General features: G+C 73.9%; 10 protein-coding genes. 4 read left to right on the forward strand and 6 right to left on the reverse strand.

The window, feature by feature from the left end:
• Positions 1–37: 37 nt before the first annotated feature.
• The 4 genes from ACE101_RS02695 to ACE101_RS02710 form a co-directional block, all read right to left on the reverse strand.
• The gene (locus ACE101_RS02695) at positions 38–400 is read right to left on the reverse strand and encodes a hypothetical protein (RefSeq protein WP_379125996.1); all 363 of its coding nucleotides are present in this window, start codon (positions 398–400) and stop codon (positions 38–40) included.
• An 82-nt stretch (positions 401–482) separates the two neighbouring features.
• Complete coding sequence (locus ACE101_RS02700) at positions 483–842, reverse strand: c-type cytochrome (protein WP_379125997.1); 360 nt, start codon at positions 840–842, stop codon at positions 483–485.
• 65 nt (positions 843–907) lie between these two features.
• Complete coding sequence (locus ACE101_RS02705) at positions 908–2,221, reverse strand: NRAMP family divalent metal transporter (protein WP_379125998.1); 1,314 nt, start codon at positions 2,219–2,221, stop codon at positions 908–910.
• 8 nt (positions 2,222–2,229) lie between these two features.
• The gene (locus ACE101_RS02710; RefSeq protein ID WP_379125999.1) at positions 2,230–3,093 is read right to left on the reverse strand and encodes a universal stress protein; all 864 of its coding nucleotides are present in this window, start codon (positions 3,091–3,093) and stop codon (positions 2,230–2,232) included.
• A 116-nt stretch (positions 3,094–3,209) separates the two neighbouring features.
• Here ACE101_RS02710 and ACE101_RS02715 point away from each other — a divergent pair, with 116 nt between their 5' ends.
• Positions 3,210–3,716, forward strand: coding sequence for a GNAT family N-acetyltransferase (locus ACE101_RS02715; protein ID WP_379126000.1), 507 nt, complete (start codon positions 3,210–3,212; stop codon positions 3,714–3,716).
• Here ACE101_RS02715 and ACE101_RS02720 read toward each other — a convergent pair.
• The gene (locus tag ACE101_RS02720) at positions 3,691–6,285 is read right to left on the reverse strand and encodes an HWE histidine kinase domain-containing protein (RefSeq protein WP_379126001.1); all 2,595 of its coding nucleotides are present in this window, start codon (positions 6,283–6,285) and stop codon (positions 3,691–3,693) included. The genes ACE101_RS02715 and ACE101_RS02720 overlap by 26 nt on opposite strands.
• A 135-nt stretch (positions 6,286–6,420) precedes the next feature.
• Positions 6,421–8,382, reverse strand: coding sequence for a sensor histidine kinase (locus tag ACE101_RS02725; protein WP_379126002.1), 1,962 nt, complete (start codon positions 8,380–8,382; stop codon positions 6,421–6,423).
• A gap of 553 nt (positions 8,383–8,935) precedes the next feature.
• Here ACE101_RS02725 and ACE101_RS02730 point away from each other — a divergent pair.
• The 3 genes from ACE101_RS02730 to ACE101_RS02740 are packed head-to-tail and all read left to right on the forward strand — an operon-like array spanning position 8,936 to position 12,258.
• Complete coding sequence (locus tag ACE101_RS02730) at positions 8,936–9,997, forward strand: ABC transporter permease (protein ID WP_379126003.1); 1,062 nt, start codon at positions 8,936–8,938, stop codon at positions 9,995–9,997.
• Positions 9,997–10,941, forward strand: a complete 945-nt coding sequence (locus ACE101_RS02735) for an ABC transporter permease (protein WP_379126004.1) — start codon at positions 9,997–9,999, stop codon at positions 10,939–10,941. The genes ACE101_RS02730 and ACE101_RS02735 overlap by 1 nt, the downstream gene beginning before the upstream one ends.
• A 6-nt stretch (positions 10,942–10,947) precedes the next feature.
• Complete coding sequence (locus ACE101_RS02740) at positions 10,948–12,258, forward strand: amidohydrolase family protein (protein ID WP_379126005.1); 1,311 nt, start codon at positions 10,948–10,950, stop codon at positions 12,256–12,258.
• Positions 12,259–12,797 lie beyond the last annotated feature (539 nt).

Genomic DNA, 12,797 nt, shown 5'->3' on the forward strand with positions numbered 1-12,797 from the left:
AATCCGTGGTCTGACGGGATCGGAGGGCGGCGATCGGTCAGGCGACGGGCGGGGCGCGGGGGCTGGCCTCGGTTCGGGGCGGGGCGCGGGGCAGGGCCGCGCGCTCGGGCCGCCAGGCGAGGGCGAGGGCCGGGCGGCGCGGCCACGCGACGAGGGTGGAGGCGGGAAGCGGCGGGATCGCCCCGTCGAGGGCGTGCGCGGCCGTGCAGCAGGACAGGTGCACGGGATGGGGCGTCTCCGGCCCGCCGGGCGCGTCGGTCGGCGCGCACAGGACATGCGCGGGCGACGCCGTCGCGATCGCCAGGGCGCCGCCGGCCACCGCCTGGAGGGCGAGCGCGTAGAGCGCGGCCACGGCGATGACCGCGCGCAGGATCGGCCAGCGGAGCGACAGGGCGCGCATCCTGACTGCCTAGGTTGCGGCGGCGACGCCCGTCAACGCGGAGGAAGGGCCGGTCCGACGATTTGTCGCCGGTGTGGCGGCGCTACCGCTCCAGGCTGGCGAGGTAGCGGATCACGTCCTCGATCTGGTCGGGGTCGAGCCGGAATTCCGGCATGGTCGGGTGGCCGGTGGTGATGCCCTCGGCGAGGGCTTCGGCGAGTTCGCTGACCGGATAGCGGGTGTGGAGGTCGCGGAAGCGCGGCGCCTCGGCGAGCGGGCTCTCGCCCACCCGGCCGATGGCGTGGCAGCCGGCGCAATGCGCCTGCACGAAGATCCGCCCGCGGCGCACATGCGCGTCCTCGGCGGCGGCGGGTCCACCGGCCAGGAGACCGGCCATGAGACCAGCCAGGAGACCGGCCAGCAATCCGGTGAGGGCGGGGAGGGGGGATTGGATCAGGGGCATCGGCATCTCCGGGAGCGCCGAGCCTCGCCCGGTGCGTGCCGCGTCGCGTTGATTCAGCGCAAGCCTCAGAAGGCGGTCACCGCCATCCCGGCCACCGCCAGCGCCATCGCGCCGGTGGCGAGCCAGCCGAGCCCCTTCAGCCAGCCCGCGACCGCGAAGCGTCCCATCACGGCGGGATCCGCCGCGAGCCGCATCATCACGGCCATCACCGGCACGGCGACGACGCCGTTGAGCACCGCGCTCCAGAACAGCGCGCGGACCGGATCGAGGCCGGGCGTCAGGCCGATCAGCATGCCGACCAGGGTGGCGAGCGCCACCACCCCGTAGAAGGCCCGGGCCTCCTGCACGTGCCGCGAATAGCCGACGGGCCAGCGCCGCGCCTCCCCGACCGCGTAGGCCGAGGAGCCGGCCAGCACCGGCACGGCGAGGAGCCCGACCCCGATCACGCCGAGGGCGAAGACCGCCTCGGCGAAGGGCCCGGCCACGGGCCGCAGGGCCGCCGCGGCCTCGGCGGAGGTGCGGATCTCCGTGACGCCGCGGGCGTGGAGCGCCGAGGCCCCGGTGCCGAGGATGGCGAGCGCGACGAGGTTCGACACCGCCATGCCGACCAGGGTGTCGAGTTCGATCCGGTGCAGGGCCGCGCGTCCCTGCTCGGGCGCGTGGATGAGGTCGCGGCGGCGGGGATGCACCCGCAGGTCCTCGGCCTCCTCGGAGGATTGCCAGAAGAACAGGTAGGGGCTGATGGTAGTCCCGAAGACGGCCACCACCGTGGTGAGTTCCTCCCGGTCGAAGCCGAGGCGGGGCACCAGGGTGCCGAGCGCGAAGGCGCCCCACGCCACCTGCGTGGTCGCGAGCGCGGCGAAATAGGCGAAGAGCGCGAGGGTCAGCCACTTCAGCACCGCGACGTAGCGCGCATAGGCGAGCCAGGTCTGCAGGACGACGCAGACGCTCGCGAACAGCAGCACCAGCAGCCAGCGGGGCGCGCCGGGCCGGAGGAGGATCGCGGCATCCGCCATGGCGCCGAGATCGGCCCCGAGATTGACCGTGTTGGCGACGACGAGGAGGAGGACGGTGACCTGGAGCAGCCCGTGCGGGGCGTGGCGCCGCAGCACCCCGGCGATGCCGTGGCCGGTGGTGCGGCCGATCCGGGCGGCGATCATCTGCACGGCCACCATCAGCGGGTAGCTGTAGAGCAGCGTCCAGCCGAGGCCGTAGCCGAAGGCGGCCCCGGCCTGCGCGTAGGTGGCGATGCCGCTCGGATCGTCGTCCGAGGCCCCGGTGATCAGGCCGGGGCCGAGCACCCGCAGGAGCCGCGGCTTCGACGGGCCGACGACGGGGCTCGGATCCTCCGGATCGTCGTCGGTGCGGGCGGGCGGCATCGTCCCGGTCAATGCGCCATCAGCACGGGCAGGGCCGCATGATTGAGGATGTGGTGGGTGACGCCGCCGAGGAAGAACTGGCGCACCCGGCTGTGGGTGTAGGCCCCCATGACGATCAGGCTCGCCTCGATCGCGTCCGCCGTCTCCAGGAGCACCGGGCCGACCGCCCGCGTCGGGTCGGGGAAGCCCAGGATCTCGGCCGCGATGCCGTGGCGGGCGAGGTAGGCCGCGAGGTCCGAGGCGGCGGTGCGGTTCTCGTCGCGGCGGGGGGCGGAGAAGATCGCCACCGCGCCGGCCGCCCGCAGGAGCGGCATCGCCAGGGCGACCGCCCGGGTGCCCTCCAGGCTGCCGTTCCAGGCGATCAGGACCTTGCGCAGCGGATCCGTCGATGCGGGGCCGGGCGGCACCACCACGGTGGGCCGGCCGGTGGCGAACACCGCCGCGTCGAAGGCCGCCGCCGCGAAGGGATCGGACCAGTTCGGCCGGTCGATGAGGATGAGGTCGCTGAGGCGCCCCGCCTGGACGAGCATCGCGTCGACCGGGCCGAGCCGCACCGTGAACGAGGCGTCCGTGGTGCCGGGCCGGACCTGCTCCGCCGGCCGCTCGACGACGTCGGCCCCCGTGCACCACGCGTCGAAGGCGATGCGCGAGGCCTCGATCGCCTCCCGGGTCTCGAGTTCCAGGCGCTCGCGCGTCACCCCGGCCGCGATGGCGACCTCGGGAATCGCCGCGAGCACGTCCTCGGCGGGCGGGCTCAGGAAGGCGAGCGCGATATGCGCCGTGAGCCGGTCGCTGAGTCTCTGGGCGAGGTCGAGGCGCGGGCGCGGATCGGTGTCGGGGCCGGTCGGAACCAGCAGGCAGCGCATCGGCATCACGGGGCTCCTCTTGCGGGACGGGCTCGACACCACCACGGTTCGGGCGCGGGGGCCGTGATCTGGATCAACGGATGCCCGGCCGCGCGAGACACCGGGGCGCGGGAGGCGGGGCGATGACCGACGACGCGCGCTGGCGATCCCTGACGGCCGCCGACCTGGCGGCCGTCGACGCGATCGCGGCGATCGTCCATCCGGACTATCCGGAGGACGAGGCCGTCGCGGCCGAGCGCCTCGCCCTGTATCCGGACGGCTGTTTCCTGCTCGAGAGCGCCGGCCGCCCGGCCGGCTACGCGATCAGCCATCCCTGGTCCTTCGGGGAGCCGCCGGCGCTCGATTCGCTCCTCGGGGCGATCCCCGCCGGAGCGACGACCCATTACCTGCACGACGTCGCGCTCCTGCCGGCCGCCCGCGGGGCCGGGGCGACCTCCGCGCTGCTCGCCATCCTGACGCGGCAGGCCGCCGGGGCGGGCCTGGACACCCTCTCCCTGGTGGCCGTGAACGGCTCGGTGGCGTTCTGGGAGCGCCGCGGCTTCCGCGCGGTCGAGGACGAGCGCATCCGTCGGAAGCTGGCGAGCTACGGCCGCGGCGCGCGCTTCATGGCGCGGGCGGTGCCGGCCTGACCGCGCCGGGCTCTGCCGCGGCGAGCGCCCGCCGCAGGGTCTCCTCCGTGTAGGGCTTCTTGATCACCGGTACGGCGCCGAGATCGGCCGGGAGGCGGAAGCTCTCCCCGTAGCCCGTCGCGAACAGGTAGGGGATGCCGAGTTCGGCGAGCCGGCGCGCCACCGGGACGCTGGTCTCGGTGCCGAGATTGACGTCGAGCAGGGCGAGATGCGGCGGCGCCGCCTCGATCAGCCGCAGCGCCTCCCGGGTCGAGCCGGCGAGGTCGACGGAGGGAGCGCCCATCGCGCCCAGGATCTCCTCCGCTTCGAGGGCGATGATCATGTTGTCCTCGACCACGAGGACGGAGCCGGTCAGGTGCGGCGCCGGCGGCGGGGCCCCGGCGGCCACGCCCGCGCTCGTCCGCACGGCCTGCGGGGCGGCCCCCACATAGGTCGCCGGCACGGCGAAGCGCGCCTCGAGCCCGGTGAGCACGTAGCGGATCTCGGCCTCGCCCCTGAGTTCGTAGGGGATCGAGCGCTCGATCAGGGTGGTGCCGAAGCCGCGCCGGGTCGGTGCCTGAACGGCCGGGCCGCCGCTCTCGCGCCAGTCGATGACGAGGCGCTCGTCCGCGTCGCGCTCCCAGCGCAGGTCGACCCAGCCCTCCGCCGCCCCGAGCGCGCCGTACTTGACCGAATTCGTCATCAGCTCGTGAACGACGAGGGCGAGCGTCGAGAAGGCCTGCGGCTCCAGGAGGACGTCGCTGCCGGAGAGCCGGACGCGGTCGGCCTTGGCGCCCAGATAGGCGCCCGCTTCCAGGGTGACGAGATCGCGCAGCGAGCCCGGCCCCCAATTCGTGCTGGTGATCTGGTCGTGGGCCCGCGCCAGGGCCTGGATGCGTCCGCCGACGATCCCGGCGAAATCCTCGACGCTCGCCGCGTTGGCGCGGCTCTGGCTCACCACCCCGCGGATCAGGTTGAGGATGTTGCGGACGCGGTGGTTGAGTTCGGCGATCAGGAGTTCCTGGCGCTCCTGCGCTCCTTTCCGCTCCTTCTCGGCGGTGTCGGTGAGGCGCAGGATCACTTCGAGCAGGGTGATGCGCAGGGATTCGGCGGTGCGCAGCTCCGGGCCGCTCCAGGGCAGCGCCCGTCCGCGCACCACCTCCTGCCACGCCTCGAAGCTCTTGCGCGGGGTGAGCCGCAGGCCGTTCGCGCCCGGCTCGGCCGGCTTGCGCGGATCGCCCGCCCAGGTGACCGTGCGGGCGACCTCGCGGCGGAAGAACACCAGGAAATCCCGCGGCGTGCGCGAGATCGGGATCGCCAGCAGGCCCGCGGCGCGCATGGCGAAATCCCGGCCCGGCTCGTGGATCCGGCCGATCTCGTCCGTGGCGTAGACCCGGCTCGCCGCGGTGCGGTTGAGGAAGCGCACGAGCCCGGCGAATTCCTCGGCCGTCGGCGTGGTGCCCTGCAGGGTCGCCTCGCCGTTCACCCACACGCCGATGCCGTCGCAGGGCACCACGGCCGCGAGGTCGTCCAGGAACTCGATGAGCGTCTCCAGGCTGGTGCCGCCGGAGGCCAGCACGCCCATCAGCCGGTTGTGCAACTCGCGCGAGCGCACCTCGTTGGCGGCCTCCGCCTCCCGCTCGCGGCCCTCCAGGATCCACGAGAACATCTGGCCGAACAGCTCGGCCGCGGTGCGCCGTTCGAGGGAGATGCGCCGGGGCTCGGTGTGGTGGCAGGCGAACAGGCCCCAGAGCCTGCCCCCGCGCAGGATCGAGACCGAGAGCGAGGCCGCCACCCCCATGTTGCGCAGGTATTCGAGGTGGATCGGCGAGACCGCCCGCAGGGTGCCGAGGGAGAGGTCGAGGGGCTGGCCCTCCGGGTCCCGCGGCGGGAGGATGGCGGCCAGGGGCGCGTCCACGTCGGCGATGATGCGCAGCCAGCTGCGCTCGTAGAGGGCGCGGGCCTGCCGGGGAATGTCGGAGGCCGGGTAGTGCAGGCCGAGATAGGGCTCCAGGCCCGAGCGGCGGGCCTCCGCGACGACCTCGCCCGAGCCGTCATGGGCGAAGCGGTAGACCATCACCCGGTCGAAGCCGGTGAGCACCCTCATCTGCCGCGCGGCCTCGCGGCAGAACGCCTCGAAGCTGCCGGCCTGCTGCAGGCGCCCGGCCATGCCGCGCACGATGTTGCCGGCGCTCAGCGTCTCGGGACTGCTCGGCTCCGCCTCGATGACGATGACCGCGCCCGACAGGTGCAGGGCCACGTCGAAGGGCGCTCCGCCCTCCAGAAGATCCACCGCGAAGATCCGGTCGACGGCGTCCGGGCCGCGCAGGGTCTGCAGGTGGCCGCGCAGGAGGTGGACCGCCTCCACGTCGAACACCGCCTCAAGGGGCAGCCCGAGCAGCGCCTCGACGGGGCGGTGCAGCCAGTCCGGCGCATTCTCCGAGACCCGCGCGATCAGCCAGTCCGGCGAGACCGCGATCAGGAACCCGAAGGGCTGCACGGCGCCGAGGGCATGGATCGGCTCGCGGTCGCAGGCGGTGAGATCGACCGTCCCGGTCGCCTCGGCAATCCCGTCGTCACGATTCATCATGCTGCCCGCCTGCGGTTGAGGCCCATGCGGGAGGCCCGGCCATGATCCATCGGACGGTGCGACGCCCGGTCCCGCAGGAAAATAGGGCGGCCGCGAGACGATTACACGCGATCCTGTCACGGCGTCGCGCCGGCCTCAGGCGGCCCGCGGCTGCCGCCCCGGCTCCTGCACGGGGGCGACGAGGGGCAGGGTGAGGACGAAGCGGCTGCCCGCGCCGGGCGCCGCGGCGAGGCTGATGCGCCCGCCGAGCTGATGCGTGACGATGTTGAAGGCGAGGTGGAGCCCCAGGCCCGTGCCGCCGCTGTCGCGCCGGGTGGTGAAGAAGGGCTCGAAGGCGCGCCGCGCCACCTCCTCGCTCATGCCGGCCCCGTCGTCGCTGAAGGTGAGGGCGACGCGGTCGGGGCCGACGAGGTCCGCCGCGAGGTGGATCGTGCCCGCGGCCCGGTCCGCGAAGGCGTGCCGGACGGCGTTGAGGAACAGGTTGGTCAGCACCTGCCCGAGCGGCCCGGGGAAGCTGTCCATGACGATCCCGGCGGGCAGGTCGAGGGTGAGGCTGATGCGGGCCGAGCGCAGCTCCGGCCGCAGGCTCGCGACGATCTGCTCGCAGGTCTGGCCGAGGTCGAAGCGGCGGCGGTTGTCCTGGCTGCGGTCGACGGCGACCTGCTTGAAGGATTCCACGAGGTCGCCCGCCCGCATCAGGTTGGCGACGAGCTGCTTGCTCGCCTCGCGCACCCCCTCGATGAAGGCGAGGAGCTGCGAGCGCTTCAGCTGCCCGCCGGCGAGGTCGCTGCTGATCGCGGCGCAGCGCTGGCTCAGGGACGAGGCCACCGTGAGGCTGATGCCGACCGGGTTGTTGACCTCGTGCGCCACCCCGGCGACGAGGCCGCCCAGCGCCGCGAGCTTCTCGGCCTCGATCAGGCTGGCCTGGGTCTCGCGCAGCTCGCAGAGCGCCGCCTCGGCCTGCTCCTTGGCCCGGCGCAGCTCCTCCTCGGCGCGCAGGCGCGCCACCGCGTTCTCGCGGAACACCGCGACGGCCGCCGCCATGTCGCCGATCTCGTCGCGGGCCTCCGCGCCGGGCACGGTCCGCGCGTAGTCGCCCGCCGCGATCGCCTGCATGGCGCCGCTCAGGCCCCGCAGGGGATCGCTGATGCTCCGCGCCACCAGCGTGCCGACCGCCGCCACCAGGGCCACGAAGGCGAGCGCGACGCCGCCGAGCTTGAGCGCGGCGCTCTCGAGGGTGCGGTCGAAGCGGGCCTGCGCGGCCTGCTCGACCCAGCGCACATCCGCGCCCATCGCCTCGATGGCGGCCGACATCGCGTCGGCATTGCCGTCGATCTCCTCCTTCAGGAGCCGGGCCTGGGTGGCGAACTCGACCGAGAGGGCGTCGACGCCCCGCTCCACCGCGACCGCCCGCACCTCCAGGGCGTCGAGGGCTTGGCGCTGGACGTCGTCCTCGGTGAGGCCGCGCATCACCGGCACCGTGCGGCGGATCGCGCCGGCATGGCGGCGCACCTCCCCCGCCGAGGCCGAGGAGGCGGCGAGCGAGACGGCGTTCGCCGCCAGCACCATGGCGTGGAAGGATTCCCGCGAGCGCGACAGGGGCGGCGCGATCGGCATCGGCCGGGTGGAATCGTCGCCCTCGATGAGGGCGTAGAGGCTCGACATCTCCCGGGCGGGGGCGGCGATGCCGGTCTCGTAGATCTGCGCGATGCTGGCGCGGGTGTCGCGCAGGGCGGCGAAGCCGGCGATGAAGCGCTCCGTCACCTCCCGGAGCCGCTCGGAGGGCGCGGCGATCAGCGGATCGAGCCGGGCCTGGACCCGCAGGCGCCCGATCAGCGTGTCGCGCAGGTCGCCGATGCGCCCGAGCACGTCCGCATCCGCCTGGCTGATGTAGCGGTGGATCAGGCTCTGGAGGCGCTCGGTGTCGCGGTCGAGCTGGTCGAGGAAGCGCTCGGACTGGCGCACCTGGCGCAGATCCGCCCAGGCCCGCGCGAGCACGGCGGCGCCGTCCCAGATCAGCAGGATCAGGACGAGGGCGAGCGCGGAATTGAGCCCGGCGATCGCCAGGATGCGCCAGCGGATGGGCCATGCCCGCACGAATCGCTGCCAGCCGCGCCGCCTCATCCCCTCGGTCTCGGGTCACGCCGTCCCGGCGAGAGTTGTCCCGGGACCAGCCGATCTTGTCAAAGGCGGCGGGCCGGACGTCCGTCATGCGCGGGCACGGGACCCGCGGCTGGGACGCCGAGCCGAGCGGGGCTCGACCGGCTTGACCATTTTCGGGGGCGGCCTCCGACCGGTCGTGTCGAAAAGCTCGGAGCCGATGCCTGCTGCCTCGTCCCGTGCCTCGCCGTGAGGAAGATCGTTCTGTTCCTGATGCCCGACATTGCGTTCTGAGCCGGCCTGGGCGAGCCAGCACGGAAGACTGTTCTCCGAGCGGGCTGGCGGCGGGCACCGCTTCCGCTGCATCCCGAGTCTCTCGACACAATCCCCCATGGCGGTCTCTGATGCGGTGCCGCCGATGGGGTTCAGCCCTCGGGGAAGACAGCCAGGAAGTCCGAATGTGGGAATCCCCGGCACGCATCGTGCTCCGGGGCGCGGAGTCCGGCTATGCTTGGCCGCCCGCCACCGTCCCGTGAGGAGTTCCCGCCCCGTGATCCGCCTGCAGCCGCGCAGCGAGACGCCGCGTCTCCTGGCCCTCGCGGTCCCGGTCGCCGCCGCGATCGCGGCCCTCGCCCTCGCGGCGATCCCGATCACCGCCGCGGGCGCGCCGCTGGGCCGGGCCTATGCCAGCCTGTTCGAGGGAGCGCTCGGCTCCCGCTTCGCGCTGGCCGAGGTGCTCACCCGGGCGACGCCCCTCGTCCTCACCGGGCTCGCCGCCGCGGTGGCGTTCCGGGCCCGGCTCTACAACATCGGGGCGGAGGGGCAGCTCTATGGCGGGGCGCTCGCCGCCGTCGCGGTGGGGGCGGGGGCGGTCGAGGGGCCGCCCGCCCTGATGATCCCCCTCGTGCTCGGCGCCGGGGCGCTGGCCGGCGCCCTGATGATGCTCGGGCCGGCGCTTGCCCGCGTGACGCTCGGCGCCGACGAGGTCGTCACCACGCTCCTCCTCAACTTCGTCGTGCTCCTCCTCGTGCAGATGATGATCGAGGGGCCGATGAAGGACCCGATGAGCCTCGGCTGGCCGCAATCCGAGCCGCTGATCGACGCCGCGCAGCTCCCCAGGCTGGTCGAGCGCACGCGCCTCCATGCGGGCCTCGCCGTGGCGCTGGCGGCGGCCCTCGGTCTCCACGTCCTGATCACCCGCACGGTCGCCGGCTACGCGATCCGCGCGGTCGGCGGCGGCCCGGCGGCGGCGCGCTTCGCCGGGCTGCCGGTGCGCGGCACGCTCCTCGGCGTCGGGATGCTCTCGGGGGCGCTCGCGGGGCTCGCCGGGGCCGGGGAGGTGGCGGGCGTGAAGGGCTTCCTCGCCGCCGACCTCTCGCCGGGCTACGGCTACGCGGGCATCGTCGTCGCCATGCTGGCGGGGCTCTCGCCGCTGGGCACCGTGGCGGCGGCCGTCTTCGTCGCGGCGGTGTTCGTGGGGGCGGATTCGATGAGCCGGGCCGTCGCGGTATCGAGCTACATCGCCAACCTCATCGTCGCCATGGCGCTGATCGCCGTGCTGGTGGCGGGCCTCCTCACCCGCTACCGGGTGCGGATCGGGCGGAGCGTCTGATGCAGGCCAGCCTCGACATCCTGCTCACCGTCTCGTTCTGGGCCGCGTCCCTGCGCATCGCCACGCCGCTGATCTTCGGGGTCGCGGGGGCGGTGCTCTGCGAGCGGGCGGGCGTCCTCAACCTCGGCATCGAGGGCATCATGACGGCGGGTGCCATGACGGGCTGGCTCGCCGTCCATCTCGGCGCCGGCCTGTGGGGCGGGGTGCTCGTCGCCGCCCTCACGGGGGCGCTGCTCGGGCTCCTGCTCGCCGGCCTCACCGTGAAGCTCGGCCTGTCCCAGCACGTGAGCGGGCTCGCGGTGACGCTGCTCGCCACCAGCGCGGCCTATTTCGGCTACCGCCTCGCGCTGCCCGGGGCCGCGACCCCGCCGCGGATCGTGCCCTTCGCGCCCCTCGACTGGCCGCTCCTCTCGGACCTGCCGGTGATCGGGCCGATCCTGTTCCGGCAGACCGCCCTGACCCTGCTGGCGCTCGCGGTGATCGCGGGCCTCGCGTGGTTCCTCGCCCGCACGCCGCTCGGCCTCGCGGTGCGGGCGGTGGGCGAGAATCCGGCCGCCGTGGAGGCGCAGGGCATCGACGTCCACCGCCTGCGCATCGGCGCGGTGGTGGCGGGCTCGGCCCTGATGGGGATGGGCGGCGCCTTCCTGACCCTCTCGGCCTTCAACGCCTTCTTCTTCGAGATGGTGGCCGGGCGCGGCTGGATCTGCATCGCGCTCACCGTCTTCGCGGGCTGGCGGCCCGGCAAGGCGCTGCTCGGCGCGGTGCTGTTCGGCGCCTTCGACGCCTTCCAGGTCCGGCTCCAGCAGGCCGCGGGCGGCGTGGTGCCGGGGCAGGTCTTCCTGATGCTGCCCTATCTCCTGTCGATCGCCGCCCTCTTGATCGGGGCCCGCAACGCCCGCGCGCCGAAGGCCCTGATGGTTCCCTACATCCGCGGAGAGCGCTGAACCGCCATGGATATCGACCTCATCCTCCGCAACGCGACCCTGCCCGACGGACGCGCGGGCCTCGACATCGCGGTGGCGGGCGGGCGCATCGTCGGGATCGAGCGGGGCATCCCGGGGCCGGCCGGAACGGAGATCGACGCCGCCGGCCACCTCGTGGCGCCGCCCTTCGTCGATTGCCACTTCCACATGGACGCGACCCTCTCCCTCGGGCGCCCGCGGCTCAACGAATCCGGCACGCTCCTCGAAGGCATCGCCCTCTGGGGCGAGCTGAAGCCGCTGCTGACGCCCGAGGCGGTGATCGAGCGGGCCCTGCGCTACTGCGACCTCGCGGTGGCGCAGGGGCTGCTCGCGGTGCGCAGCCACGTCGACATCTGCGACGACCGCCTGCTCGCGGTGGACGCGCTGCTCGCGGTGAAGCGGGAGGTCGCGCCCTATCTCGACCTCCAGCTCGTCGCCTTCCCGCAGGACGGCTATCTCCGCTCCCCGACCGCCGCGCACAACCTGGAGCGGGCGCTCGACCGCGGCGTCGAGGTGGTGGGCGGCATCCCGCATTTCGAGCGCACCATGGCGGAGGGGGCGGAATCCCTGCGCCGCCTCTGCGCCATCGCGGCCGATCGCGGCCTGCGGGTCGACATCCACTGCGACGAGACCGACGATCCGCTCTCGCGCCACGTGGAGACGCTCGCCGCCGAGACCGTGCGGCACGGGCTCCAGGGGCGGGTGGCGGGCTCGCACCTCACCTCCATGCACTCGATGGACAACTACTACGTCTCGAAGCTCCTCGCCCTGATGGCGGAGGCGGACCTGCACGTGGTGGCCAACCCGCTGATCAACATCGTGCTCCAGGGCCGGCACGACACCTATCCGAAGCGCCGCGGCCTCACCCGGGTGCCGGAGGAGATGGCGGCGGGGCTCACCGTCGCCTTCGGCCAGGATTGCTGCATGGACCCCTGGTACAGCCTGGGGAGCGCCGACATGCTCGACGTCGCCCATATGGGCCTGCACGTGGCGCAGATGACCGGGCGGGCGGCGATGCGGACCTGTTTCGAGGCCGTGACCACCCACGCCGCCGCGGTGATGGGGCTTCAGGATTACGGCCTGCGGGTGGGGGCGTACGGCGACTTCGTGCTGGTGCAGGCCCGCGATCCGATCGAGGCGATCCGCCTGCGGGCGACGCGCCTCGCCGTGGTGCGCCGCGGCCGGGTGATCGCGCGGACGCCGCCGCGCGTGGCGGATCTCGCCCTCGCCGGCCGGCCTGGGCGGGTCGATCCGGCGGCTTACGCGCCGGTGGCTGGCGAGGCGCCGGACGCCCGATGATCGGCCCCGTCGGTCCGCGGCCGCCCCTGTCCGGGGTCGGAGATCACGCCGCCCGGGCGGCGGCACCGCCGCGATAGGCGTCCGCACGCGGACCGAGGATCGTCCGCAGCGCGGTGCGCTCCGCTTGGGCGAGATCCGCCCGCTGCCCCTTCGCGACGAGGGCCGGCAGGAATACGGGGCATCCTCGGCGGCGTAGTCCGTGGTGACGCGGTAGCCCCCGGACTTGTCCCTTGCCTCTGCCTGCGATCCGCACCTTGCGGGCGCCCCCGCTGCCGGGGATCGGGTCCCCCGCGAGCGGATCGGCCGCCATGGTCGCTGCGATCGCCTCCAACTCGTCATCCGCGATGCCGGCTGCCGTCGCATCGGAGAGGATAAGCCGGCGTCGGGATGATGGTCTGCATCCCGGAGATCCACGGGCAACCCGTAGCATCGGCAGCAGACGATTCGGCCGGGCCCGCCCTCTTCGGGCCGCCCTGCGCGCGCCGTCGCTTCCGCCCGACACCCGTCCTTAACCCGCTCGCCCCCACGGTCTTCCGGCC

The organism is Methylobacterium carpenticola, from assembly GCF_042748905.1.
Taxonomy (GTDB): Bacteria; Pseudomonadota; Alphaproteobacteria; order Rhizobiales; family Beijerinckiaceae; genus Methylobacterium; species Methylobacterium carpenticola.

Coding starts and splice junctions, on each gene's coding strand:
- ACE101_RS02710 (WP_379125999.1), bottom strand. CDS start 3,093: ATGCCGATGCGCTGCCTGCTGGTTCCGACCGGCCCCGACACCGATCCG.
- ACE101_RS02705 (WP_379125998.1), bottom strand. CDS start 2,221: ATGCCGCCCGCCCGCACCGACGACGATCCGGAGGATCCGAGCCCCGTC.
- ACE101_RS02695 (WP_379125996.1), bottom strand. CDS start 400: ATGCGCGCCCTGTCGCTCCGCTGGCCGATCCTGCGCGCGGTCATCGCC.
- ACE101_RS02715 (WP_379126000.1), top strand. CDS start 3,210: ATGACCGACGACGCGCGCTGGCGATCCCTGACGGCCGCCGACCTGGCG.
- ACE101_RS02700 (WP_379125997.1), bottom strand. CDS start 842: ATGCCCCTGATCCAATCCCCCCTCCCCGCCCTCACCGGATTGCTGGCC.
- ACE101_RS02720 (WP_379126001.1), bottom strand. CDS start 6,285: ATGATGAATCGTGACGACGGGATTGCCGAGGCGACCGGGACGGTCGAT.
- ACE101_RS02735 (WP_379126004.1), top strand. CDS start 9,997: ATGCAGGCCAGCCTCGACATCCTGCTCACCGTCTCGTTCTGGGCCGCG.
- ACE101_RS02740 (WP_379126005.1), top strand. CDS start 10,948: ATGGATATCGACCTCATCCTCCGCAACGCGACCCTGCCCGACGGACGC.